A 22377-nucleotide genomic window follows, 5' to 3' on the forward strand; every position below is an offset into this window, starting at 1 on the left:
ATAATCACTAAATCACTCAACCACCATTCACTAAATTTAAAATGACTCCTAAACCCATTCCTACCAATTATTGTCCTGATTCTTATCCGATTTTACGGGTGCCAACGGTGGCGTTGGTGGCGGTGGCAAACTTGGTGCTGAAGCAGCGCTTGGAGCTTTTGGTGGTTTTGGTGCTGAAGACGCACTTGGTGCCTTAGGCGCTTTGGGAGGTTTAGGAGGCTTTGGCAAGCGATACCCTGAACCATAATGTCTATTTTTTGACCAATATTTACCTTCTGGGTCTATTTCCTCAATTGCCTTGGCGTGCACTTCCATCTCTTTACCAATCTCTTCAATAGGCTTTGAAAGCTTATCCATTTCTTTTCCTAGACTATCCATTGGGGCAGAATGGACTTCCATTTTATTGGACATTGACTCCATTTCTTTAGAAGCCTTTTCCATCCTTTTCTCAATTTCTACTCGCTGTTTTTCTATAGCACTCAACTCTTTCTGAACCTTTTTATATTCATCAGATTTTTTGTCAAGGTTAGCAACTGTCATCTCCAACTGTACTTGTTTACCTACTAAGGTACCCAATTCTCCCCCCAATTTTCCGATTTGCTCAGAAAACTGTTGAAATGGTTTTTGTTCGAGTTGCATTTTTGCCCCTAAAACACCCATTTGAGCAGAGAGCGCTTGGATTTGTTTTAAATATGGATCCATTTTCTTTTGCAACTTTTCAATTTCTTGCTCGTGCATAGCTACTTTTAAACTATCAGGATCACTATAATCATTCTGAATAGTAGGCAGTTGAGATAATTTATTCTCTTCTGGTTCTTCCCCAGATGGTGCAATACTTTTGGTCTCTTCTACATTGCTAGTCGATATGCTTTCTGAAGAAAGAATTTCTTTAGAAGTTTGTGCTAAGGTTTTTATCGACTTGTTAAATAATTTGCTTGCCTGAGCTTTTACTTGCGTAAAATTGAGACAGCAAAATGCTAGCGCTAATACAACTACCGAACTAATGATACCAACGGGATTGGTAGTTTCCTTTTGTTGCACACCCAAAATACGTTGGATGCGACCCAATAACTGAGGTTTATTGCCTGAAAAAGCCATAGTCAATGATGTTTTTGATTGTTGTCTAAAGGTTTCTACAAACGTTAGGGCTTTTGCCAAATACAATTTATTTTGACAAATCTCCAACGCCCAATCATCACAACAGTCTTCACGGTCTTGGCGAATAGATTCACCGATAACCCAAACCAAAGGATGATAGAAAAATAGAATCTCGATCATTGACTGGATAATATTGATAAGATAATCGTGGCGCTTGATATGCGCTAATTCATGTGCAAAAATCGCTTTAATTTCTCCCTGACTCAAACCTGTTAGAAGCCCAATCGGTACAAGTACCAAAGGTTGTAAATAACCTATCGTAAGTGGTGATTCTATTAACTGAGATTCACGTATTTCGACGGTTCGAGAAATATCAAATTGATTAAGAAGTTGTTTAAAGAGGTTTTCTGTATCGGTTTCTACTAGATTTGTACACTGCCAGCGCAGTTTTTGCACATAAAAATAGCCTCCAATTAATTTTATGGTCATAATGGACATGCCAAGAATCCACAACATTACCAGCCAATCGAGATGTAAATTAAGCCAAATAGCCGTTTGTTCCCATATAGAACTCAGAGCCAATGGCGCTTGATTGATAGGTTCAGAGGTTGAAAGGTTATTTGCGATTGGAGAATTTTGTACCGAGAAATTCATCGCCTTTACTGGCGCTTCGCTAGGATAATTTTTCCAAAAAGTGATACCAGAAACCAAAAATTGCACCAACAATACACCAATTCCAGTCCAATAACGCACTGAAGCATTTTGACGAAAAAAAGAACTGATGAATTTATAAAGAAAAAAGAATAGGCTTAGCTGCCATAGCGAATGCACCAAGGTCCATGCCAAGGCATAAATCGTTTGTGGTGACAAAGGAGATTCAAAGTATTGCATGGCTAATTGTTTTGTTCAAGTTGTGCAATGAGTTTCTTGATTTCGTCGAGCTCTTCTGCCGAAGATTGATGATTTCCTAAAGCTTGCATCACTAGCTTCATCGCTGAACCTTTGAAAGCAGTATCCACGAAAATATCAAGTAGCTGTTGTTGGGTTTCATCTTCGCTAACTGCTGCTTGGTATAAATGATAACGACCTTCTTCAGTACGTGTGACCAGCTTTTTCTCAAACATAATTTGCATGAGTTTGAGCGTGGTGGTATATCCTATCTCTCGCTTTTTGTTGAGTTCGTCGTTTACTTGTCTTACGGTTGCTTGGCCTAGCGCCCATAATACTTGTAAAATTTCTAATTCTGATTCTGTTGGCTTTATCATGATAAAAAAGTTTACTACGAAATATTTCGTAACAAAGATACTACGAAAAGATTCGTAATTGCAAATTTATCTACGAAATTTTTCGTAGATAAATACAATGAATTGTAAGACAGACTATTATATAAAAAATAAAAATTAGCGATTGGTTTTCCGCTTTGAGCTTTTAGTAAAAAACAGGATGTGATTCTCTCAAAAAATTATTTGCCTAATGCTTAGCGCCTCACGCCTATTGCCTGTTACTCTTATACCAACTGTTTGGCAGTCACATATAACTGACCAAAATGGCGAGTGGTATGCTCAGCAGCGTGGAAAATCAATCCTATTACATTGGTAGGAATTTGTTTGCGACCGATACCTCTGGGTTGTAATAAGTCTGCTTCGGAAAGTTGTTTGAGATAGGATATATATTTTTCTACTTGTAAATCAAATCGATCTAGAAAGGTAGCAACTGTTTGATTTTCTTGCGGAGCTACTTTTTCAAGACTTAATAAATCAAATTGCTCTGCGGATAAAGTATTGCCTTCGGCATAGGTTTGTAATCTATCCAAAACACCTGCAAGATGTTGTAAATGAAAACCAATAGAAGCTACACCATGAGGTTTTTCCCAAAGTAAATCATCAGAAAAGTCTTTCAACAACTCATGTAATTCTTCCTGAACTTGTAACACAGCATGGGCTGCGGGTTGTAATAAGGCAGGGACACCATCAATAGGTCCTCGCATCCAAACTTCTAAGGGAGCAGACATTTTTAAATTGAAGATTTGTTTGAATTTGAAAATTTGGGGATTTGAAAATTTGAAATATTATATTTCAGTTTAAAACTGTAAAAAAAATAAGTCCAAGACTAAGTCTTGAACTAGTAATGACGTTGTTGATTAATGTATATTCAGCAATCCAACATCCGCAATCCCAAATCAGAAGGGTCTTCTTGCGGTGGCATAGCAGCCCATCCAATAGGTCGAAATGAGGTTATCTTCACGAACGCCTTTTGAGGATGAAGCATGAATAAAATAGATTTCTTTTGGACCACGAATTTCGGTAATCATACCCGAATGATTAACTTCTGCAACATTGCCTTTATCTGTAACAAAAAATACCAAATCGCCTGGACGCAACTGGTCCAAATCTTTCACTTCTTTTCCATAGCCTGATTGCTGAACAGCCCTTCTTGGAATATTTACGCCCATTTCTTTGAAAGTGGCAAACAACAACCCCGAACAATCCATCCCTTTGGAATCAATACCGCCTGGACGATAAGGAACTCCCAAATACTGCCTTGATGCATCAACTAACCTTCTGACCTCTTTCGACGAAATAACTACAGGTCTGCTCGGACTTGTAGGTCTTTTGGTGGTAGTCGTGGTTTTAGTAGCTTCTTTTTTGCGAAAAAGTGCACAAGAATCTAATAAAACTGGAAGTATTGCAATCAGTAAAAGCTTGGCATAAATGGATGTGGTAGTCGTTTTCATGAGATTGGTAAGGATTTAATCTGGGTAAATTTTTCTAAGAGCAATTTACAAAATTCCCCATTTTCACCAAGCGTAATTCCACCACAAGTGCATGGTATTTTATCATTCGGCAAGACTGGTTGAGTTTCTAACGAAATGTCTCAAATAAATCTTGTATTTGATGAGCTTGCTTTGATCGAGGCAACTCTTCGATGGTAAAGAAAGTATACTGCCTTACTGTTAATTAAATATGAGTAAGACCTCCAACAAATACCCTAAACAGAACTGCCTCTTACAAGCCAGTTGTGTTTTACTACAATATCATGATTAGAATCTGTTAGTAGATAAGCATTCCCATTCAAACTCAGTCCTCCTCTTTAAGGTGAAGTAAATGAGTCATAAAATTGTCACTATCATGTAAAAAATGATAATAGGAATTAAATAATTCTGTTTCCTTATAAGATTTTGTCACAATTCCATCTTGACTAAATTCATAAATCAAAGCATTCGGATAGGCTATTAATATCGGTGAATGTGTTGCAATAATGAACTGTGAGCCATTTTCTATCATTTGTTGCATCCGACACAACATCGCCATTTGCCTTGAAGGCGACATAGCAGCCTCGGGTTCGTCAAAAATATACAATCCATCGTCCGAAAACCGATGAAGAAATAAAGCCCAAAAGGATTCTCCATGAGACTGTTCATGCAAGGACTTGCCTCCATAAGAATCGATAATTCTCCTACCAGCAGAGGGCTCCCTATCCAAATCTTCAATTTGGGTTGTTAGATTAAAAAAACTTTCACTTCGTAGAAAAAAACCATCTTTGTGTCGCTTGGTTCTAAATGGAACTTTCAAATATTTGTAAAGGTCTGAGTGCGAAGCTCGTGAGCTAAAATTGAAGTTCTTTGTCCCACCCTCAGCATTAAATCCTAATGCTACGGCAATTGCCTCAATCAGCGTTGATTTTCCTGTACCGTTTTCGCCCACGAAAAAGGTTACTTGTGGATGTAATTGAAGTTTTGTTAAACCTGAAAGAGCAGGAATATTGAATGGATACTGATTTCTCAATCCAATGTCAAAACTGAATTCTAATTCAGATATACTTGCACCATTATTGTACATAAAATTTGTTGTATTAGGATAAATAATTAGGCTTGCAAGATTTCAACTGGTTTCATATTTAGCACCTGCATGATTTTGACGACCTCGTCTATTGTCGGGCTTCGTTCACCTTTCTCTATACGCGAAATTGTGGATTGTGGAATGCCTGTCAGATGTGAAATGTAGCTTTGTTTAAAGCCAAGTGCTAGGCGCGTTTGACGGAGTTTATTTAGGTTGAACATACATTTATTAGATTTAGAAACAAAAACGATAAAGCATTATAATAGGTTACTTGCGCGTAAAAAATACACTGAGCGTTTTGATATTGTGTAAATATAAAAATAAATTTTATTCAAATACGCATAAAGTTTTGCTTAAAAACACTTATTTCGTCTCTTCTAACCTATATCTTTAAGCGTTTGTCACATACAACATCACCTTATTATGAAAAAACTCTCCTATTTCTGCATTTTATCTTTGGTATCTAGCTTATTGTCCTGCAAAGATGCCAACCAAGAACTCCTCAACAATATTTCTGGCGTATGGAAAGTCGATCAAATCACCTACACCTCCTATCCTTACGCTGTGCCAGATTCAGTCGTAAAATATCCTTCGGGTGTTTTGCAATTTGATAATTGTCAGCTCACTGGGAGCATTAGAGAATGCTCAGGGTTTTACAAATTAGTAAATAGTGAAGTGGTAAGTATCGTCTACAATGCCAACGCAGCTAGAAATCAAACCTTTATTAGTATAATGTCGTCTTTTCCCAAATTCATCAATTTACGAGGAGCTTACACCATAACTCGTTCTGGAAATCAAATGACACTTAGTGGACCTCAAGAAAACATCATAGACTATAAAGGTCAAAAAATAAAAATTCAATTGTATAAATAATCCTTATGAAAAAAGTCTACCTCCTGTTACTATTTACGCTTTGCTCCTGTACTTTATTTGCACAAAAAATTACCATCAGTGGTTTTGTTCGTGAAAAAGGAAGTCAAGAGATTTTGCCTTATGTTTCGGTGAGAGTTCCCACTCTCAATATCGGAACCTCTGCCAATGCTTACGGTTTTTTTTCCTTGACAATTCCTGCAAAGGAACAACTTGATTTGGAAATTTCTCAGGTAGGATACCAAGTCAAAACAATCAGTATCAGTGCACAAAAAAGCCAACAAATTACGGTTGAGTTAAGTGTCAAAAATGTGGTTTTGGAGGAGGTCAAAGTCAATAGCTCTCAACAAGAGAAATTGAGTGAGCAAACCCAAATGAGTCTTATTTCTTTACCTGTCACACAAGTAAAAGCAGTACCAGCATTTTTGGGAGAAAAAGACGTGTTGAAAACCCTACAGTTATTTCCAGGGATACAAAAAGGACGTGAAGGCTCTACTGGCTTGTATGTACGTGGTGGCGGCCCCGACCAAAACTTATTGATTTTGGATGATGCTACGGTGTATAATGCCAATCATTTGTTTGGCTTTTTTTCGGTATTTAACGGCGATGCCCTCAAAAGCATTGAGATGACCAAAGGCGGTTTTCCAGCACGATATGGCGGACGACTTTCATCGGTTATTGATATGCAAATGAAAGAAGGGAATAAAGAAAAACTTACGGGTGAATTTGGCATTGGCTTATTGTCGAGCCGTTTGACCTTGGAAGGTCCTCTCAAGAAAGAAAAAACCTCATTTTTGATTGCTGCACGACGTACCTACGCCGATGCGCTATTGCGACCCATCAGTGGAGGCGAATTTCCAAATATGTATTTCTATGACCTCAATATGAAGATTAACTATGACCTCGGCGCAAAAGATAAGATTTACTTGAGTGGGTATTTAGGAAGAGATGCCTTTAGTTCAAAAGAACAAAATTACAATTATGCCACCCAAAATGAGAATGGCTTTAATTGGGGCAATATAACCACGACCTTGCGTTGGAATCACCTTTTCAATGAAAAATTATTTAGCAATACATCCCTCATTTTTACCAATTTCGACTTCAAGGTTTTTAATACGGAGGAATCCAACAAAGGACTTTTTTCTTACCAATATGAATCAGGAATTAGGGATTTTTCCTTGAAAACTGATTTTGACTATTTACCTAATTATCAGCATAGTATCAAAGCAGGTTTTTTGGTAACTGCACATCGTTTTTCCCCGAAAGCATTGGTTCTCAAAGACTCTAGGGTGGATACAGCTTCCGTTCAAAGCACTAATATCAATGCCTTAGAATCGGCAGTTTATGTGGAGGATTTATGGAAAATTAATGAAAGACTCAGTATTAATGCGGGTCTAAGATTGAGTCATTTTTCAGTAAACCAGAAAAACTATTTGAATCTTGAACCAAGATTTTCGGCGGCATACAGGCTACCAAATGATGCCGCGATTAAGGCGTCTTTTGCTCGAATGAATCAATACATTCATTTATTATCTAATTCTGGACTTGGTTTGCCAACTGACTTGTGGGTTTCGGCGACAGACCGAGTTCCTCCGCAAACTTCACAGCAAGTTGCGTTAGGATATGTAAAAGACTTTTCCGAAAAGAATTTTTCTTTAAGCATTGAAGGATATTACAAGAAAATGGACAACATCATTGGCTACAAACAGGGCGCTAGTTTCTTGTTGCTAGACGTTGGACCTGACCCTCAAAAAATAAATTCGATAGATTGGCAAGAGAATGTCACCTCAGGACAAGGAAAAGCATACGGACTAGAATTGATGTTACAACGAAAAACAGGTAGACTCACAGGTTGGATTGCTTACACTTTGTCAAAAGTAACACACCAATTTGCAGAACTGAATGACGGAAAAGAGTTTTTGCCACGTTACGACCGTCGCCATGACATTTCGATTGTGGGAATTTATCAACTAAAACCAATGGTAACTTTCTCAGCGACTTGGGTATATGGTACAGGAAATCATTTGAATGTGCCTATTGCTGAAGGAAATTTTAATGGACTTGACCACACAGGTATTAATTCACAAATTTCGTTGTATGATAATCAAAATGCTTTTCAGGCAGCAGCTTATCATAGACTAGATTTAGCGATGAAGTTTAGTAAAAAGAAAAAACATGGAGAACGAGCTTGGGAAATTGGCGTATATAATGCCTACAATCGCGTGAATCCTTTTTACTATCAAATTAATCAAGTGTATGATGCATCCACACGACAAATGGGAGATAGTAAATTATACAGAAAAGGACTATTCCCTATTGTTCCATCAATTACCTACAGCTTTAAGTTTTAAGAAAAAAACCTTCCTAGAAACTTCAAATGATTTTATGAAAAAACAATTTATCTATATATGTTCGATGCTACTATTTTGTTGGGGTTGTAGCGGAGACTTTCTGACAGTAGAAGAAACGGGGGTAATTCGGAGTAGTGATGCGCCCATTGTTACCGCTTTTTTGAGTCCACAAGACACCGTCCATACAGTAACACTATATCATACCCGACCAGCCGCTGGAAATAATCCTTATGCTACTTGGCAACAAAATGTAGGAAAATCGACGGTTACCTTAAGCAATGGTACTCAAACGGTAAAACTCATTCCAGACTCATTTTTAACAGGCGTTTTTAAAATCAGTGCCAAAAACTTTAAAGTAGAATCAGGAAAAACTTATTACCTGAATGTAAGCACATTTGATGGCAAAAAAGCAGAAGCGAATTGCACGATTCCGACAGGCGTAGTGGATACGACCAGTATATCTTACCAATTAGTCTCTGGGAATGCCTCAAATATGAATACAAGCTATCTGATTTCGTGGAAAGATATTCCCAATCAAGTCAATTATTATGCGGTTTATACGATTTCGGAGCTACAAGATTTGACAAAAAAAACGGCAGAAATAAACAATGAGCGATACCTGCATGGTATAGATGATGTCGAAAGAGATGGTTTGACAGTAGGAACCCAGGAATCGCTTTTGTTAACTAAACCCAACTCTCCTGCGAAAGACCGTCTCTATATTTGGCAAGTACAGGTTCTCAATACTGATATTCATTTTTATAAGTTCCACAAAGACTATGCAATAGCCAAACAAGCCGACGAAAATCCTTTTTCTGAGCCAGTATTGCTATACTCCAACATCAAAGGAGGCTTCGGCGTAATGGCAGGATATACCAAGGCGGTGACGTATTTTAGGTAGAGGGGTAAGGCAAAGAGGCACTAGGGTATAGTATTTTAAAATTATGACTAATGCCTCCTTACCTCACCCCTATCCCCTAAGCTTTGCTTTTCGCCATCCTCACTGCCAATGCCACCAAAATACTTGCCATAAACCATTTTTGTATTTTTATCCAAAAAGGATTTTGTGCAAAAAAATGAGACATCTGTGATGCTGTGAGCACTAAAGAGAAATTGACGGAAAAACTTACGAGCATTTGAGTTATGCCCAATTGTAAGCTTTGCAAAAGAGGATTTCCATACGCTGGTTTGATAAATTGTGGGAAAAATGATAGATAAAACATCGCCACTTTGGGATTCAACATATTGGTGAGTAGTCCCATCGTAAAAAGCTTTTTGGGAGAATCATTGGTCAAATCTTGACGAGCTTCAAACACAAATTTTCCATTGGGATTTATCGCCTGAAAAGCTAAGTAAAGCAAATAACCAACTCCCAAATATTTGATTAGTTCATATAGAAAAGGGACTTCTGCCAAAATAGCCGTCAAGCCAAATGATACCATAATGATATGAAATAAAAATCCTACCATTACGCCTGCCAACGAAAGTAAGCCTGCCATTCGTCCTTGGGTAATCGAGCGGGAAATCAGATAAATCATATTCGGTCCTGGACTAATGACCAGCACAAACGCTGCTAAAGTAAATAAAAGTAATTCTTGAAATGTCAGCATATCTCTATTATTTATTTAGTGAATGTTGAGTTGTGTGCATATAGATATTCACAATTTACAAAAATGGCACAGAGAATATTTCCCTGCGCCACTAAAAAAAACACTCTGTGCCTTTGTGCCTGTTCCCTCTACCACTTAAAAAACACTCTGTGCCTTTGTGCCCGTTCCCTCTGCCACTTCAAAAACACTCTATGCCTTTGTGCCTGTTCCCTTTCCTCTCCTAAACCGCTTTCATGCTTAAGGCAATGCGCTTGCGAGCAATATCTACCTCTACGACTCTTACTTGCACTTGTTGTTGTAGTTTAACCACTTGATTCGGGTCAGAGACATATTGGTTAGCTAGTTGCGAGATATGGACTAACCCATCTTGTTTTACTCCCACATCCACAAAGCAACCAAATGCTGTGATGTTAGTAACGATACCCGGCAAAACCATTCCTTCGTATAAATCTTCAATCGTTTTTACATTGGCATCAAACTCGAAAGCAGTGAGTTGCTCACGTGGGTCACGCGAAGGTTTTTCCAACTCTTTCAAAATATCTTGAAGTGTGAGCAAACCTGTATTTTCACCAATATATTGTTGCAAGTTGAGTTTTTTACGAAGCTCTGCACTTGTCATCAAATCTTTTACGGTACATTTCAAATCCTTTGCCATACGTTCTACTACTTGATAACTCTCCGGGTGAACTGCTGAATTATCTAGCGGATTATCTGACTGAGGAATTCTCAAGAAACCAGCACATTGCTCAAAGGCTTTGTCGCCCAAACGAGGTACTTTTTTGATTTGTGCTCTTGATTTAAAATCTCCATTTTCCTTACGGAATTTAACAATGTTAGCCGCCAAACTTGGTCCTAAACCAGCTACGTAGCTCAATAAGTGTTTTGAGGCAGTGTTAATATTTACCCCAACTGTGTTTACACAACTTTCTACTACCGAATCCAAGGAGTTTTTCAATAAAGGTTGGTCTACATCATGCTGATATTGACCCACACCAATAGATTTTGGGTCGATTTTTACTAATTCAGCCAATGGGTCGAGCAAGCGACGACCGATAGAAATAGCACCACGAACCGTCACATCTTTATCAGGAAACTCTTCACGAGCCACTTCTGACGCTGAATAGATAGACGCTCCTTGCTCCGAGACCATAAAGATTTGTGGTTGTGTCGAGAAAGTTAGTTTTTTTACAAAAGCCTCCGTCTCACGACCTGCAGTACCATTACCGATGGCAATTGCTTCGATTTTATGTTTTTCAACTAAAGACAACACCGTATGCTGTGCTTCCATTGTTTTATCAAATGGGTAAATAACTGTATCAGCAATCAAGTTGCCTTGAGCATCTAATACAACAACCTTACAACCAGTACGATACCCAGGGTCAATGGCCAAAGTACGTTTTTGTCCAAGCGGAGAAGCCAATAATAGTTGACGAAGATTTTGAGCAAAAATTCTGATGGCTTCGCTATCTGCTTTTTCTTTAGACAAATTAGAAAACTCATTTTCGATAGATGGCTTCATCAATCGTTTGTATGAATCAGTAATAGCATCTTCCACCTGCTTTTTAGGTTCAGACATTCCTCGCAAGAATATACGGTCGAGAGCGCCCAAAGCATTATCTTCATCTGGCGAAATAGAAACAGATAAAATACCTTCTTCCTCACCACGACGAATGGCTAATAGACGGTGTGAAGGTACTTTTTTGAGAGGTTCGCTAAAATCGTAGTAATCTTTGTACTTGACACCTTCCTCCTCTTTTCCTTTTTTTACTTTTGAAGAAATGTATGCTTCACGTTCAAACACCTTACGCACTGCATTACGAGCATCCACGTTTTCGTTGATCCACTCAGCCATAATATCACGTGCACCTTGAAGTGCTTCGTCCACTGAGGCCACTTTATCGTTCAAATAGCTTCCAGCTTTTTGAAGAAAATTATTATCCTTTTGTTCGAAAATTAATTTTGCCAAAGGCTCAAGTCCTTTTTCTATAGCGATACTCGCACGAGTTTTACGCTTTTGTTTATACGGCAAATAAAGGTCTTCTAATTCTTGATGTTGAAAAGCATTATTGAGCTTATTCAATAATTCAGGAGTCATTTTTCCTTGCTCCTCAATGGCTTTGATAATAGTCTCGCGACGCTTATCAGCTTCTTTCAATTTATTCCAAAGGTCTTTTATTTCAAGAATTTGAACTTCGTCTAAACTTCCAGTTGCTTCTTTGCGATAACGAGCTATAAACGGTACCGTTCCACCCTCCTCTAATAACTTAATTGTATTTTGTACTTGGTTGGCTCTTACTCCAATCGTATTGGTGATGATGCCAATTTGAGTTGTATTCATGATTTTTAGGTTTTGACTAACCACAAAGCTAAGAATTCTTTTGGATTTACGCCAAGCTTCTCCTTTTAGGGTTCTATTATGATAAAGTTACTTTGCAAAAATAAACATCAATGTTCAGATACAGCCATATGACCACTCACTCATTTTGTTACAATCGATGAGTATTTTTCGGCATTAAACTAAATATTTCTTTCGCAAAATGTGTAACTTTAGTTTAAAACCGATTGTTTAACGGACCCACTTATCAATACCGACGTCTTTTAATAGTTCCTCATGACAGCCTACAAAATCTTCAAAGTATCGACTTGGTGGTCGACGGCCACTTTAATTCGTCGTACCGAAAATACCCTCAGCGTAATCGAAGAGCAAGGACATGAAATTGTCACGGTTTCTTTTGGGGTAGATATCCTCATGCGACCAACCGCCTTTATTACCATTCGAATCAAAACATAACTTTATTTAAGGGCGAGCAATTGCCCTTTTTTATTACTATGCCATTAGTTTTTTCGTGATTTTATTAGAAATTCTTTTAGCTTACGGCATATAGCTTAATGCCTATTGCAGGTAAAATTTCATTTTGCCCACTAACTTATCTCATTGTTTTCTACAAATCATTTTCCTACTTTTGCCCCACTTAAAAAATCACTATTTATTCTTTTGAAAAGACTACTTTCTATATTTTTAGTATTATTACTTCTCTACAATATGGTAGGATTTAGCCTTCTATATTGCTGGGAAGAGTATGGAATGCCAAATTCTCAAGAGATAAATATGGAAGAATCAAGTGATTATTACTGGATTAAGCAACCATTACAGTTACCTTATCAGAGCAACTGGAGTGAGAGCCGCCCCATTGAAGGGAAAATCAAACATGGCGAAAACCACTATGATTTAGTAGAACAACGGTATCAAAATGATACCTTATATACCCTTTGCAAGTTAGACGATAACGCTCGTTTTCGCTTCATGGAACTGGCGGAACATATCACCGACCATGTCAAAGAGCATTCGTCACAAGCACCATCTGGAAAAAGTAGTTTTTTATTAAAGCATTTTTTGAAGGAATATGCCTCTCTTCAACGCTATACAATTTTGTATGTTTTGGAGTGGTCAAGCCCTTCCATGCGCATTTTTCGCCAATATCAATTATCAGAAGGTTATTTCAACAACACCTCTCCCCCTCCTGCCGTAGTTTGTTAATATTCACGTAGTAATCACGTCTTGGTATATCTATCAAGCCCAATGACCCTATCCTTTATGTTGATAATTAACCCAGCTTGTGAAATACAAGCCTAAAAAACCATAGCCATGAATTTATCCAATACAAATACCCAAAACTCTACTGTACAATGGTTTAATAGAATTGCACTTTTTGTTGTCTTCTTCTGGTTTGGTACGCTGAAGGTTGTAGGCGTATCTCCTGCAGAGCAAATCGTTAGTCAGCTACATGCTTTGACCTTAGCAAGGTATATTTCTATCAATACATTCTTGCCATTTTTAGGGTATTTAGAATGCTTTATTGGAATTATTTGGTTGGTACCTCGACTTACCAAATTGGCATTTTTCTTATTTTGTTGTCAAATGGCAACCACTTTTTTACCCTTATTACTCATGCCTAACGAAACATGGCAATCTTTATTTGCATTAAGTTTGCCGGGTCAATATATCATCAAAAATGTGGTTCTGATAGCCGCAGCTTACACGATTTATCATGCTGAAGGTGGACAAAGTATAAAATTAAGTCCTTTGTCAGTAGACTAATATCCAAAAACAAAGCTCTCATATCTATTGATTTAGAATATGAGAGCTTTGAACAATTAAGTCAAATTACATCTGCTAATTTTTTGAAGGTCCTCCGCCTCCACCATTTCCTCCATCATTGGACTGTATGGCTTGTTTTACGTTTGTGTTGCCAAAATTATAGGTAAGCGAGATTCTAAATCTACAGTTGTCCCAACGATAAGTTCCTACGCCTGTGAGCGTTGCTGTCTCAACATTATTTCTGTAACTATTAAAGTTGAATGGATCTTGAACTAAGAATTTCACAGTAGCTTTTTTGTCCCAAAGCATTTTTTTCAAGCCAAAATCAAGACCTCCTTGTGGTTTTGATGTTTGGAAGCCCCATGTTTCACCTGAGCTGTACCAACCCGAAATCTCACCAGAGAGTGTCTTGTTTAAGGTAAAAGTATGCTGCATATAAGCACCATGATAGAGTTGACTAATATCTACAACCGTACTTTCTCTTTTATAATTATAGACATTGATACCTCCCCAATAATTCAAATTTACACTCCACCATTTTGTTGGGTTAAATGGTACTGAGGCATCAACACTCCACCAGCCAATTTTACCATTGACATTTTCCATCGACTCACGAATGACACGACGACCTGGAATCAAGACTGTGTCAACATCAAAAACTTCAGTTGAAAACTGATTAACAGATACATAGTTTAAAGAAAAACTGTATTTGTCTTTAATCGTATTGGTCAAACTAACTGTGTTATTGAGCGATGGCAAAATGGTTGGGTTACCTGCCACATAGCTTTGAGGAGAGAAAAATCTTTTGAAAGTATTAAATACATCATCGTTTGGTCGGTTGATACGACGGCTATATCCCAACGAAATGGCGTAATCTTTCGAAACCTTTTGGTTTAGGGTTAATGTCGGGAAAAGGTTCAAATAATCTTGCTGGGTCAATTTATTCCCTTCTCTATTCAACCCTTGGTTATTGGTTTGTTCGGCTCTCAAACCTGCCTGAATGCTCAAACTTTTGGTCAACTCACTGTTTATCATCACATAACCCGCCGAAATTAACTCGTTGAACTTAAAGAATGAACTCACCAAAGCTCCATTGTCACGGAAGTTGTCGCTAAAGTCATTGGTCTTTTTCGAATAACTAGCCTTAATTCCTGTTTCTATTTTAGTTTTAGCCGTAAGTTTTTTGATAAAATCTGCCTTCAAAACGAAGGTTTTATTATTGGTAGGAAATAGTATCTGGTTGTTTGCCACAGAAGGATTAGCATCGTTTTGTGTGGTAGTAGTCACAAATCTATCATCCCAACTTTTCGAGTTCAAAATCACGTCAAAATCAACCGTCAATTCTGTACCTGAAGTATCAATTTTCTGCTTGAGATGGGTATTAAAAGTATAATTATCAAAAGTCGCCTCACGACTTCTATCCATCTGCAAACTTTGGCGTATTGCTTCCGATACCGATTGCTGATTGTAAGAACGATTCATCGGGCTAGAAGTATTTGCCCACTGTCCAGAAAAGCCAACGGTTGTTTTTTTCGACAAATCATAGTCAAAACCAATTTTGGCACTCAAGTTTTCAAAACTTCCTTTTGCCAAACCCGTAATTACCCTTTTTTCTAGTACCGATCCCGTTGCTGATAGAAAGTTTTGGACTTGGTCTTCGGAGTTATACCAAGCTGTATATTGTCGGTTAATATTTCCAAAAATAACATATTTTTCACGACGAGAATTAATCGTAAGTCCTTGTCCATTTTTTGGCAAACCACCGATACCTTTGTAGTGGCTGTATCCAGCGTTCAGGTCTAAGATATAATTTGTTCCAAAGTTTTTACCTTTTTTTGTCTTAATATTGATAATACCACTCGAACCAGAAGCGTCAAAGCGAGCAGAAGGGTTGGCAATAATTTCAATTTTTTCGATGTCCTCACTTTTGAGTGTTTTCAAGAAATTGGCTAACTGTTCATCAGTAAGGTAGGTTTTGCGGTCATCAATCATGATGAGCACGCCATCTTTTCCTTTAAGCTTGATAGTTTCGGTATTCCGATCTACAGTTACACCAGGCACTTTTTCCATTAGCTCCAACCCATTGAGCCCTGTCGCGGTTGGACTAGCCTCTACGTTCATAATCATTTTGTCACCATCACGCTCAATCAGTTGTTTTCGAGCAGTTACTTGCACTTCGCCCAAAGTTTGCGTTTCGGCTTTGAGTTGGATGATACCCAAATCCAATGCTTTTGCAGATTCGAGGTTAATTACCTGATAGGATTTCTGGAAGCCTACTGCTGACACTTGTAATAGATAGGCTTGAGGCTTTAATCCAGAAATTTCAAATTTTCCATCTACGTCGGAAGCTTCACCTTTCACTAGGCTCGAATCTTTTGTGTTTAATACCAAAATATTGGCAAAAGAAGCTGCTTGTTGTTTGTCATCTACAATTTTACCTTTAATCTGTCCTAAGCTTGAATAGGTTATAAAGAGGCTTAGCATTAAGTTGATGAGGTTTTTCATTATTTAGAGAAGTTTAATTTCTCCAACAGATGCTCAAACTCATACTGATGTTGCATCAGGTTTAGCAAAATTTTACGTCATCCTCAAGAATATCAAACAACCCTTTAGAAATCAAAGCATTATTTTTTAGGTTTAAAGGATAAAAAATGGCCCTAATAAACAAATACATATCTTTTTCATTTCTGTTTGCTCCTAAAAACTAAAGAACCACCTTTGTTTTATTGCCCCCTAAATTGAGTCTAAATTTTAGCGCTACGGTGTAAAACGACTGTTTCTCGAAACCTTCCGTTGGGTTTTCGCCAATGACATAGTCAAACCCAATTTGGCTCATTTTTTTACCATCCGCAGAGGTAAAAAATGTATAATTGAGACTGGTATTTAAAAACTGTTGCGTACTATTTTTCACATCAGAAACCGTTTGGTAATAATTATAGCGGTATTGCCAGTCGAGGGATAAGTCCAACTTTCCTTTTAGGCTATTGTTGGAAGGGTAAAACGTAATATCCGTCGAAATACGCCCGAATGCTCGATAAATATTACCTTCGGAAAGACTATTTTCAGCATAGGTACGATTTTCGTTTTCGATACCGATATAGGGCGTGTACACAAAGCTCAGTCTACTTCCAAGACTCACAGGGTGGTTGGGAATCCAAAAATATTTAGGATTCATATCCTTAAAAGCAAAAACAGGAGTCAAATAAAAGTTGCTTTGAAAAGATGCATTTTGCTTGATTTTATCTTCCATAAACTTGAAAGATTGTACCAAAACTGGAGACCATTTTTTATGCTCCAAGCCATTCATTCGCCATTCGGTTGCCACACCCCCAATCCAAACACTTTGAGGCTTGTCAATCAAGGTATTTCGATGAAGCTCCATGTACGGTATTACCGAAACTGTACCTTTGGGATGGTGATAAGCGCTATAACCAATGGCCATATCCAACAACCAAGATGCAGATTTTTCTTGTGGTTTGGTAAATGTGATAACAGCGGGTTTTGCCCAATCATCTTTTGTTTGAAATGATTTTCGAATCGTAAAACGGTCCACGATATGGTTTTGAGCTTGGGTAGAAAAATGAGCAGAAATACTACTTAAAACGATAATTAATAAACGTAAATTTAGTTTGTTCATGTGCAACGCAATTTTGGAAGATTCTGGGCAATTGCGTGATTTATTAAAATTTCCTTAAAAATGAATTGATAGACTAAAACGAAAAATGAGCAGTTGATAAATCACTAAAAATTCTCCATGTTTCACAAATCTATCTTCATAAGATACAATTACCCGATACCTCAATACCTTCTTTTCTTGAAAATAGAGTTGCTAGGTGGGTTTGGCAAACCCCAAGGTACCTCTTCATATCTTTCACTATAAATTTTAAGCCCGCTTTAAGTGAGATTAAGAGGGAATCAATGTCTTCACCTGTATCTTATATTACTTCCAAAATCACATAAAAAAGAGCTTTCACCACGAAGTAAGAATTATTGATAACAAAGTATTGGTGGACATCATAGTAGTTAGTAGCTTCAAACCGATATTACACGATTTGAAAGACATTAATTAAACATGTTTTAAAACTATCATACCAAATGAATCGATTCTTTACAATTCTATTACTTATGGCGGCCTTTTACACACAGGCACAAAATGAAGTTGATTTGATGGATACAACCAGAGCAAATTTTTCTACCAAAAGTATTCCTCAGCTTAGAATAAGCATTGGGGTACCGTCTTCTGGTTGGGAGTTTATTTCTTTTCCACGGTTAGAATCATACTTAGAAACCTACAATGCTAAACCTAATTTGTTTTGTGGATATATTCCGCTACAAGTTAACTTGCTATACAATCGCTTTAAATTTGATTTAGGTATCAATTACAGTACTACGGGTGGAGACAAATCTTATGGTTCATTTGTAAGTAAATCAAGTGCCAATACAGCAACATTTACCTTTGGATATGCTTTTTTGGCTGATCGAAATAATTACTTTTACCTTGATGGAGGAATCGGATATGCAAGCTATAATCAGTACATCACGAGAGTAAAATCTTCCAATAGCAATATAAACTACCCATTACCCAACACCATAGGCCAAGGAGTAAACTTCACTCAAAATCAACCATTTATAGATTTTGGCATCGAGTATTTTAATAGAACACCTCAAAAGTCAGCAGGAAGTTCTATAAAAGCAGGATACAGGCTCGGGTTAAGTAGTACTCCTTGGGAACTAAGGTATAGCCCATCTCAAGATGGATTACCTAGTGATAAAATCTCCAATTTTTATATCCAAGTGATGTTACATTTTGGGCATAAAAAACTTTGATGAATGAGTATGAGCTTTTACATAAAGATATTTTACACATTGGTATGGGCTAGTTTGAGATTTACTAGCACAGATACACCCAAAGCAAAGTTATTTATTTTACGAGAAAGAGAATTTTGGGGAAGTAGTGTTTCAATCATCATTCAGGGTAAAAAAATCGCAGAATTATCACAAAACAGATATATTGAAATTGAACTCCCTGCAGAATCTACGGTTATTGAAATATCGAGAAATATTCAGGAAAAAATAGAGGTCAAAGCGGTAATTACGCTTGAAGCAAACAAAACCTACTATCTAAAAGTGTATCGAGAATTAGATTATTTCAAAGACCAATTGATGCTTGGCAGGTTAGGTACACAATCAGCCCTCCAAGAGCTCAAGCACATGAAAAAATATAATTTCTCTGCAATACCATAGAATCCATGAATCCAAAAATCACCAAAAAGATTAGCTACTTTGCACCGATTGGTTTAGCTCTATATTGGCTTATTCTTCTTAAAGAATCCGCTATGCCTGAATCCAAAGAAGGTTTCATTTTGCAAAGTGGCTATATCAAATACCTATTGGGCTGGATTAGTATCTTCTTACTGTCAGTAGGATTAGCCTATGTTCATTATAAATGGGTTTTCCTTAAAATTGTCTATCATTATTCTCCTGCTATCCGATACCTATGGAGCTCTTGGGTATCTGTGTTGGTGTGGCTTATTTTTGAGTTATTACAATTTCGCACTGGGCACTTTGGAGGATATATAGATGAAAATATCCTCGTTAGTCTTCTCGTACTCATTTTGATTCTATTGGTAGCATATATAGGTGATTACATACGAACCAAACAGCTTCAAACAAAGTTACTCCAAAACAAGTCCGAGGCAGACCTTCACGCATTGAAAGCGCAAATCAATCCTCATTTTTTGTTCAATGTTCTCAATACGGTTTATAACCAAGCAAGTCTTGAAGAAAGTCCTAATACCGCTGATATGATTCTGAAAATTTCAGATTTACTAAGGTTTTCCATTGAGGAAGCTCCTAAAAACAAGATTCCTTTAGAAAAAGAAATCTCTTTTCTACAAAATTATATTGATTTACAAAAAGCTAGGCTTCCACAAAATCCAATGATTGAGCTAGACTTTCATTGGGAAATTCCTGCGAATACTTGTGTTATCTCTCCGATGCTGTTAATGCCCTTAGCAGAAAATGCTTTTCACTATGGTCTCAGTCTATCACACCCCTGCTACATTCGCCTTTCTGCTATTTTAGAACAGCAAACTTTGAAGTTTTCAATCGAAAATAGCAATTTTGCTGTTGGTCGAGAGGGACTTGGCACTGGTCTCAAACAAGTTCAAGAAAGACTTAAACTAGAATACAATAATCAAAATGAGTTTCATATTCAGAAAAACGACAAAACTTTTAGTGTTCAGTTGAAACTTAATCTTGGTAATTAGGCTAAAGATATTTGGCACACTAAAACCTATAACATTTCTTATGAACTGTATTATCCTCGATGACGAACCAGCTGCCGTTGCTATTCTTGAAAGATATATTCAAAAAGTACCCGAATTTCAGCACCTTCAGTCCTTCCACAGTCCGACAGAAGCATTGGCATTTATAAAACAGCAGTCAGTTGAATTAATATTTTTAGATATCCAAATGCCCGATTTGTTGGGAACTGAACTTGTCAAACTTTTGCCTAAAGGAACACAAGTAATCTTTACTACTGCCTTTTCAGAATATGCAGTAGAAGGATTTTCTTTAAGAGCAGTTGACTATCTCCTAAAACCAATAAGCTTCCCGAGATTTCTGGAAGCCTGTAACCGTGCGCTAGAAAATAGGGCTCAGCGTAATTCTACAAATGATTACATATTTGTAAAGGACGGACATGATTGGATAAAAATTATTTGGAATGATATCCTTTTCATTCAGTCAGATGGAAATTTACTTTATATCCACGAAAAAGATCGAAAAGTAATTACCAGAATGCCTTTGAAAGATATTATTCCTCAACTTCCAGTCGGTCAATTCACTAGAATACATAAATCTTATATAGTTTCTTTTACTGCTATCAAACGAATAGAGCGTCATCAATTACATGTTCAAAATGCAATCATTCCAATTGCAAACTCTTACAAGGATACCTTGGAAAAGCATTTTGGTTTAAAATAACTTTCCCAAGATACACCTAACATCTACCTCTTTGGTAAATCTTTCATTGCCTTTTCTATCCAATATTTTTTGGGGTCATGCAGTATTACTTGTGGGCTAAAACCTGTCTCATCAATTGGATGTTTGATGGTCCAAGAGGATTGACTGATTGGGATATACAGATAATAGTTACGATATGGTAACTCTGTACGATTTGACATACCTTCATAATCCATCATTCCTAAGGTATGCTGTCCATAGGTGACAACTTTTGATGATTGTTTTAGCAAATAAAAAAAGTATTCGGTCGAGCTCCCACAAAGCTCATCGAAGAGCACAGCCACTTTTTTAGGCTTTTGACTGACTGAATCTAAAGGGAACTGTACACTAGGAATTGAGTAGAATTTTTTAGTAGTCTTGGGCAGTTCCTCATAGGCTTGTCGATAAGCCTGCATAATCGTATCAGGGAAGTATTTGAGATATTCTTTGGGCAATTCTTGTATCACATAACCTGACAAATCGTTGCGTTTTTGTATCACATTTTCGGGGCTAACCCTCAATTGGCTCTTTTCTTGACGAATAGGATTAGTCATCAGGTAGGGCAAAAGATGAACCCAGCCCGATTCACCTCCTCCATTTCCTCTCAAATCTAAAATCAAATAAGGGTGTTTGATAATATCTTGATGATACTGCGCCACTAAGGATTGAATGTACCCATCATTATTACCAAAACTAGGAATTCTGATATAAAAAAAGTCTTTGTTCAATGACTCAAAATGAACGCCCTGTTGGTGATTTCGCCAAGTAGAAAGTTCTTTAACCTCTTCCATACTAGCCTTTTGAGGGGCTATTCGTGCCCAAATATTAAAATTCCAGATAAACAATAGATTTCCTTTGGTACTAACAGGGATATCATTGGACATAAAGGTATCAAACAATTCGGCGTACCAATATTGGTTCTTTTTCACTAAAGTAAAATAAACAAATCCCTTTGGATAGGAATCTTTTCCCTCTAATTTGAGTGCTTTGTAAACATTTGGGGCGGTATTGACTATCGCAATTTTGGTAGTACTGTCTTCATTAATCCATACGCCTTCCCATAAGTTGAATTTGTTAACAAAGGATTTGGGGATGGATAAAACGACACTGTCATTGGCTGATTTTTCACGATAACTAAAGCTAAAATGCTTGTCCTTAAAGAACCTTACATATTGCTTCAGAATCCCAAAACAGGCTTTAGGATTTATCTCTTGCTTGGTATTTTCCAATAGTGAGGTTTTGAGTTTTTCATAGACAACACCCTTCTTGGCACTTACTTTAGAGGGGAAGCCCGCATAATTTAACTCAGTTTTTTGAATCATCTTTTGCAAATTCTCTTGGCAATTACAACTAATTTGAGCAAACAAACCAAATTCTACCCCAATTAATAGGATAGCCAAATAGTATAACTTTTTCATAGGTAGTTTTTTTAGAGAAAACAACAGGATTTAGATTTTTATAAAACAAAAAAATAACATTTTGGCTCAAAAAACAATTGTAAAGTT

At 37.2% G+C, this 22377-nt stretch carries 21 protein-coding genes; 10 read left to right on the forward strand and 11 right to left on the reverse strand.

Annotated features, from left to right (window positions below; translation table 11 throughout):
- Window positions 1-60: 60 nt before the first annotated feature.
- The 6 genes from QM524_RS09845 to QM524_RS26010 form a co-directional block, all read right to left on the reverse strand.
- Window positions 61-1989, reverse strand: a complete 1929-nt coding sequence (locus QM524_RS09845) for a M56 family metallopeptidase (RefSeq protein ID WP_283344438.1) — start codon at window positions 1987-1989, stop codon at window positions 61-63.
- Window positions 1990-1991: 2 nt separating this feature from the next.
- Window positions 1992-2363: a BlaI/MecI/CopY family transcriptional regulator gene (locus tag QM524_RS09850; RefSeq protein WP_095163991.1), complete on the reverse strand. Its 372-nt coding sequence runs from the start codon at window positions 2361-2363 to the stop codon at window positions 1992-1994.
- 242 nt (window positions 2364-2605) lie between these two features.
- Entirely contained in the window at window positions 2606-3109 is a 504-nt protein-coding gene (locus tag QM524_RS09855; RefSeq protein ID WP_283344439.1) for a DinB family protein, read from the reverse strand.
- Window positions 3110-3277: 168 nt separating this feature from the next.
- Window positions 3278-3832: a C40 family peptidase gene (locus QM524_RS09860; protein ID WP_283344440.1), complete on the reverse strand. Its 555-nt coding sequence runs from the start codon at window positions 3830-3832 to the stop codon at window positions 3278-3280.
- A 343-nt stretch (window positions 3833-4175) separates the two neighbouring features.
- Window positions 4176-4937, reverse strand: coding sequence for an AAA family ATPase (locus tag QM524_RS09865; protein WP_283344441.1), 762 nt, complete (start codon window positions 4935-4937; stop codon window positions 4176-4178).
- Window positions 4938-4963: 26 nt separating this feature from the next.
- Window positions 4964-5158, reverse strand: coding sequence for a helix-turn-helix domain-containing protein (locus tag QM524_RS26010; protein WP_374761212.1), 195 nt, complete (start codon window positions 5156-5158; stop codon window positions 4964-4966).
- Between the two features lie 202 nt (window positions 5159-5360).
- On the opposite strand from QM524_RS26010, the gene QM524_RS09870 reads away from it, so the two are divergent.
- From QM524_RS09870 to QM524_RS09880, 3 genes are read left to right on the forward strand one after another with little or no spacing between them, the layout of a single operon-like run.
- Window positions 5361-5810, forward strand: coding sequence for a hypothetical protein (locus QM524_RS09870; protein ID WP_283344442.1), 450 nt, complete (start codon window positions 5361-5363; stop codon window positions 5808-5810).
- A gap of 5 nt (window positions 5811-5815) precedes the next feature.
- Window positions 5816-8158: a TonB-dependent receptor gene (locus tag QM524_RS09875; protein WP_283344443.1), complete on the forward strand. Its 2343-nt coding sequence runs from the start codon at window positions 5816-5818 to the stop codon at window positions 8156-8158.
- A 34-nt stretch (window positions 8159-8192) separates the two neighbouring features.
- Window positions 8193-9059, forward strand: a complete 867-nt coding sequence (locus QM524_RS09880; protein WP_283344444.1) for a DUF4249 domain-containing protein — start codon at window positions 8193-8195, stop codon at window positions 9057-9059.
- Window positions 9060-9135: 76 nt separating this feature from the next.
- Here the strand turns inward: QM524_RS09880 and QM524_RS09885 are convergent, their stop codons facing one another.
- Together QM524_RS09885 and QM524_RS09890 are read right to left on the reverse strand one after the other, a co-directional pair.
- Window positions 9136-9768 (reverse strand): LysE family translocator, encoded by a 633-nt coding sequence (locus tag QM524_RS09885; RefSeq protein WP_283344445.1) that lies wholly within the window; start codon window positions 9766-9768, stop codon window positions 9136-9138.
- 220 nt (window positions 9769-9988) lie between these two features.
- The gene (locus QM524_RS09890; RefSeq protein WP_283344446.1) at window positions 9989-12106 is read right to left on the reverse strand and encodes a Tex family protein; all 2118 of its coding nucleotides are present in this window, start codon (window positions 12104-12106) and stop codon (window positions 9989-9991) included.
- A 273-nt stretch (window positions 12107-12379) separates the two neighbouring features.
- Here QM524_RS09890 and QM524_RS09895 point away from each other — a divergent pair, with 273 nt between their 5' ends.
- From QM524_RS09895 to QM524_RS09905, 3 genes are all read left to right on the forward strand, one after another.
- Window positions 12380-12559 carry a hypothetical protein gene (locus tag QM524_RS09895; protein ID WP_095163986.1) on the forward strand — a complete coding sequence of 60 codons (180 nt, stop codon included), beginning with the start codon at window positions 12380-12382 and terminating at the stop codon, window positions 12557-12559.
- Window positions 12560-12877: 318 nt separating this feature from the next.
- Complete coding sequence (locus tag QM524_RS09900; RefSeq protein ID WP_283344447.1) at window positions 12878-13306, forward strand: hypothetical protein; 429 nt, start codon at window positions 12878-12880, stop codon at window positions 13304-13306.
- 108 nt (window positions 13307-13414) lie between these two features.
- Window positions 13415-13867 (forward strand): hypothetical protein, encoded by a 453-nt coding sequence (locus tag QM524_RS09905; protein ID WP_283344448.1) that lies wholly within the window; start codon window positions 13415-13417, stop codon window positions 13865-13867.
- A gap of 75 nt (window positions 13868-13942) precedes the next feature.
- Here the strand turns inward: QM524_RS09905 and QM524_RS09910 are convergent, their stop codons facing one another.
- Window positions 13943-16372, reverse strand: a complete 2430-nt coding sequence (locus tag QM524_RS09910) for an outer membrane beta-barrel protein (RefSeq protein WP_283344449.1) — start codon at window positions 16370-16372, stop codon at window positions 13943-13945.
- Between the two features lie 199 nt (window positions 16373-16571).
- Complete coding sequence (locus QM524_RS09915; protein ID WP_283344450.1) at window positions 16572-17504, reverse strand: hypothetical protein; 933 nt, start codon at window positions 17502-17504, stop codon at window positions 16572-16574.
- Window positions 17505-17962: 458 nt separating this feature from the next.
- Between QM524_RS09915 and QM524_RS09920 the strand changes: the two genes are divergently transcribed.
- From QM524_RS09920 to QM524_RS09935, 4 genes are read left to right on the forward strand one after another with little or no spacing between them, the layout of a single operon-like run.
- On the forward strand, window positions 17963-18694 hold the full coding sequence (locus QM524_RS09920) for a hypothetical protein (RefSeq protein ID WP_283344451.1): 732 nt from the start codon (window positions 17963-17965) through the stop codon (window positions 18692-18694).
- A 9-nt stretch (window positions 18695-18703) separates the two neighbouring features.
- Complete coding sequence (locus tag QM524_RS09925) at window positions 18704-19111, forward strand: hypothetical protein (RefSeq protein WP_283344452.1); 408 nt, start codon at window positions 18704-18706, stop codon at window positions 19109-19111.
- A 5-nt stretch (window positions 19112-19116) separates the two neighbouring features.
- On the forward strand, window positions 19117-20136 hold the full coding sequence (locus QM524_RS09930) for a sensor histidine kinase (RefSeq protein WP_283344453.1): 1020 nt from the start codon (window positions 19117-19119) through the stop codon (window positions 20134-20136).
- 40 nt (window positions 20137-20176) lie between these two features.
- Window positions 20177-20854 (forward strand): LytR/AlgR family response regulator transcription factor, encoded by a 678-nt coding sequence (locus tag QM524_RS09935; RefSeq protein WP_283344454.1) that lies wholly within the window; start codon window positions 20177-20179, stop codon window positions 20852-20854.
- A 23-nt stretch (window positions 20855-20877) separates the two neighbouring features.
- Here the strand turns inward: QM524_RS09935 and QM524_RS09940 are convergent, their stop codons facing one another.
- Window positions 20878-22290, reverse strand: a complete 1413-nt coding sequence (locus tag QM524_RS09940) for a S41 family peptidase (RefSeq protein WP_283344455.1) — start codon at window positions 22288-22290, stop codon at window positions 20878-20880.
- Window positions 22291-22377 lie beyond the last annotated feature (87 nt).

The organism is Flectobacillus roseus (assembly GCF_030056595.1).
Lineage (GTDB): Bacteria > Bacteroidota > Bacteroidia > Cytophagales > Spirosomataceae > Flectobacillus > Flectobacillus roseus.

Excerpts from the sequence above, each read along its gene's own strand:
- QM524_RS09940 (WP_283344455.1), bottom strand. The coding sequence starts at position 22,290 with ATGAAAAAGTTATACTATTTGGCTATCCTATTAATTGGGGTAGAATTT.
- QM524_RS09890 (WP_283344446.1), bottom strand. The coding sequence starts at position 12,106 with ATGAATACAACTCAAATTGGCATCATCACCAATACGATTGGAGTAAGA.
- QM524_RS09915 (WP_283344450.1), bottom strand. The coding sequence starts at position 17,504 with ATGAACAAACTAAATTTACGTTTATTAATTATCGTTTTAAGTAGTATT.
- QM524_RS09885 (WP_283344445.1), bottom strand. The coding sequence starts at position 9,768 with ATGCTGACATTTCAAGAATTACTTTTATTTACTTTAGCAGCGTTTGTG.
- QM524_RS09895 (WP_095163986.1), top strand. The coding sequence starts at position 12,380 with ATGACAGCCTACAAAATCTTCAAAGTATCGACTTGGTGGTCGACGGCC.
- QM524_RS09875 (WP_283344443.1), top strand. The coding sequence starts at position 5,816 with ATGAAAAAAGTCTACCTCCTGTTACTATTTACGCTTTGCTCCTGTACT.
- QM524_RS09930 (WP_283344453.1), top strand. The coding sequence starts at position 19,117 with ATGAATCCAAAAATCACCAAAAAGATTAGCTACTTTGCACCGATTGGT.
- QM524_RS09860 (WP_283344440.1), bottom strand. The coding sequence starts at position 3,832 with ATGAAAACGACTACCACATCCATTTATGCCAAGCTTTTACTGATTGCA.
- QM524_RS09925 (WP_283344452.1), top strand. The coding sequence starts at position 18,704 with ATGAGCTTTTACATAAAGATATTTTACACATTGGTATGGGCTAGTTTG.
- QM524_RS09870 (WP_283344442.1), top strand. The coding sequence starts at position 5,361 with ATGAAAAAACTCTCCTATTTCTGCATTTTATCTTTGGTATCTAGCTTA.
- QM524_RS09910 (WP_283344449.1), bottom strand. The coding sequence starts at position 16,372 with ATGAAAAACCTCATCAACTTAATGCTAAGCCTCTTTATAACCTATTCA.
- QM524_RS09850 (WP_095163991.1), bottom strand. The coding sequence starts at position 2,363 with ATGATAAAGCCAACAGAATCAGAATTAGAAATTTTACAAGTATTATGG.
- QM524_RS09855 (WP_283344439.1), bottom strand. The coding sequence starts at position 3,109 with ATGTCTGCTCCCTTAGAAGTTTGGATGCGAGGACCTATTGATGGTGTC.
- QM524_RS09865 (WP_283344441.1), bottom strand. The coding sequence starts at position 4,937 with ATGTACAATAATGGTGCAAGTATATCTGAATTAGAATTCAGTTTTGAC.
- QM524_RS26010 (WP_374761212.1), bottom strand. The coding sequence starts at position 5,158 with ATGTTCAACCTAAATAAACTCCGTCAAACGCGCCTAGCACTTGGCTTT.
- QM524_RS09880 (WP_283344444.1), top strand. The coding sequence starts at position 8,193 with ATGAAAAAACAATTTATCTATATATGTTCGATGCTACTATTTTGTTGG.
- QM524_RS09900 (WP_283344447.1), top strand. The coding sequence starts at position 12,878 with ATGGAAGAATCAAGTGATTATTACTGGATTAAGCAACCATTACAGTTA.
- QM524_RS09845 (WP_283344438.1), bottom strand. The coding sequence starts at position 1,989 with ATGCAATACTTTGAATCTCCTTTGTCACCACAAACGATTTATGCCTTG.
- QM524_RS09920 (WP_283344451.1), top strand. The coding sequence starts at position 17,963 with ATGAATCGATTCTTTACAATTCTATTACTTATGGCGGCCTTTTACACA.
- QM524_RS09905 (WP_283344448.1), top strand. The coding sequence starts at position 13,415 with ATGAATTTATCCAATACAAATACCCAAAACTCTACTGTACAATGGTTT.
- QM524_RS09935 (WP_283344454.1), top strand. The coding sequence starts at position 20,177 with ATGAACTGTATTATCCTCGATGACGAACCAGCTGCCGTTGCTATTCTT.